This is a genomic window from Actinomycetes bacterium, assembly GCA_035489715.1.
Taxonomy (GTDB): Bacteria; Actinomycetota; Actinomycetes; order JACCUZ01; family JACCUZ01; genus DATHAP01.
Window position 1 is genome coordinate 1 of the sequence record DATHAP010000088.1, and the last position, 2,050, is coordinate 2,050.

Here is a 2,050-nt window from a genome sequence, read left to right on the forward strand (position 1 = left end):
CCGTTGACCAGGGCCCCGTCACGGACGATGCCGCGCACGCTCGACTCGGTCGACAGCTCGGTGTAGCCGGTGAACGGGGTCGGGCCGGACGCCCGCAGGTCCTTGTAGACCTCGCTGGCCTGCGCGCCCGCCTTCTTGGCCTTGGCGTCGGCCTTGGCCCGGTTCCGCTGCTCCTGCATCAGGGTGCGGAAGGCCGGCTCGTCCACCTGGAGCCCCTGCTCCGACGCCATCTCCAGGGTGAGGTCGATCGGGAAGCCGTACGTGTCGTGCAGCTGGAAGGCCTGCGCGCCGCTCAGCCGGCCGGCCGAGGCCGGGCCGCCCGAGCCCTCCGCGACGTCCTGGTCGTGCCGGGCCTGCCGGACGAACTGGTCGAGGATCGTCGTGCCGGCCCGGAGGGTGCCGCGGAAGGTCTCCTCCTCGGCGTAGGCCAGCGCCGAGATGCGACCGAAGCCGCTGGCGAGCTCGGGGTAGGACGGCGCCATCGCGTCGCGGCTCAGCGGCAGCAGCTCGGGCAGCACCGGGTCCTCGTAGCCGAGCAGGCGCATCGAGCGGACGGTGCGGCGCAGCAGCCGGCGCAGCACGTAACCGCGCGCCTCGTTGCCCGGAGTCACCCCGTCGCTGATCAGCATCAGCGCGCTGCGCACGTGGTCGGCCACGACCCGGAGCCGTACGTCGTCGTCGTGGTTGGCCCCGTAGCGCTTGCCGGCCAGGGCGGCCGCGCGGTCGAGGACCGGGAAGACCTCGTCGATCTCGTAGAGGTTGTCGACGCCCTGCAGCAGGTAGGCCACCCGCTCGAGGCCCATGCCGGTGTCGATGTTCTTCTGCGGCAAGGGGGCAAGGACGTCGAAGTCCTCCTTGCTGCGGACCGCGGAGAGCTCCTCCTGCATGAAGACAAGGTTCCAGAACTCCATGTAGCGGTCGCCGGCCTCCCAGTCGCGGTCGGCGCCGAACTCGGGTCCGCGGTCGATGAGGATCTCGCTGGAGGGGCCGCCCGGGCCGGGGACGCCCATGTGCCAGTAGTTGTCCTTCTTGCCCAGCCGGACGATGCGGTCGTCGGAGAGCCCCGCGACCTTCTTCCACAGCGCGACGGACTCGTCGTCGTCCTCGAGGACGCTCGCGTAGAGCACCGCCTCGTCGAAGCCGTAGCCGCCCTCTGCTTGCGGCCGGGTCACCAGCTCCCAGGCCAGCTCGATGGCGCCTTCCTTGAAGTAGTCGCCGAAGGAGAAGTTGCCGTTCATCTGGAAGAACGTGCCGTGCCGGGTGGTCTTGCCGACCTCCTCGATGTCGAGGGTGCGCACGCACTTCTGCACGCTGGTCGCGCGCTTCCACGGCGGCGGCTCCTGGCCCAGCAGGTAGGGCTTGAACGGCACCATGCCGGCGTTGACGAACAGCAGGTTGGGGTCGTCGAGCAGCAGCGACGCGCTGGGCACCACGCTGTGGCCGCGGTCGCCGAAGAAGCGCAGCCAGCGGCGCTTGATCTCGGCGGTCTCCATCAGGTGCTCCTCGATCGGGTGCTGCGAGTCGGCGACTCCGGCGACTCCGGCGACGTCGGTGGAGTCGGCCGACTCGTCCGCGGGCCCGAGTCCAGGCTCGCCGGGTGCTCGGTCAGGTCGGCCGCCTCGGCCGGGGTCAGCGGCGCGACGGGATCGGCGGGCTCCATGCCCAGCGCCTCGCGGAGCTGAGCCTCGCGCTCGGCGGCGTTGCGACGTACGTCGTCGGTGAAGGCCTGCCACGACGCACCGACACCGGTCGCCCGCTCGGCCAGCCCGCCCGGGCTGTAGGCGTGCAGGGTCTGCTGCGCCTTGCGGACGGCATAGACCCCGGCGGCCGCGCCGACGGCGACCCAGAACAGCCGGCGCATCAGTCGGCCGACCCGGACCCGCCGCGCCGGCGCGCCGCTCTGGCCGCGGCCTTGTTCGCCCGCGTCTGGTCGGCAACCTTGCGACGGGTCCGGGTGCCCGGCCGGTCGGCCATCGCGCTGCGCACCCCGTATGTGAACGCGGCGACCTTGACGACCGGGCCGCCGAAAGTGGCGGCGAACAGCGCGGTC

Annotated in this window: 3 protein-coding genes; all 3 read right to left on the minus strand. The window is 72.0% G+C overall.

All coding sequences use genetic code 11. The features are described from left to right. Nucleotides 1–1,493 (minus strand): alanine--tRNA ligase (gene alaS, locus VK640_07295; GenBank protein HTE72988.1); only part of this gene is annotated, 1,493 nt, incomplete at its 3' end. After that, nucleotides 1,493–1,861 (minus strand): DUF6167 family protein, encoded by a 369-nt coding sequence (locus VK640_07300; protein HTE72989.1) that lies wholly within the window; start codon nucleotides 1,859–1,861, stop codon nucleotides 1,493–1,495. The genes VK640_07300 and alaS, both read right to left, overlap by 1 nt. Continuing rightward, nucleotides 1,861–2,050: DUF948 domain-containing protein (locus VK640_07305; protein HTE72990.1), on the minus strand; the 190-nt coding region annotated here is incomplete at its 5' end. The genes VK640_07300 and VK640_07305, both read right to left, overlap by 1 nt.

Excerpts from the sequence above, each read along its gene's own strand:
- VK640_07300 (HTE72989.1), bottom strand. The coding sequence starts at position 1,861 with ATGCGCCGGCTGTTCTGGGTCGCCGTCGGCGCGGCCGCCGGGGTCTAT.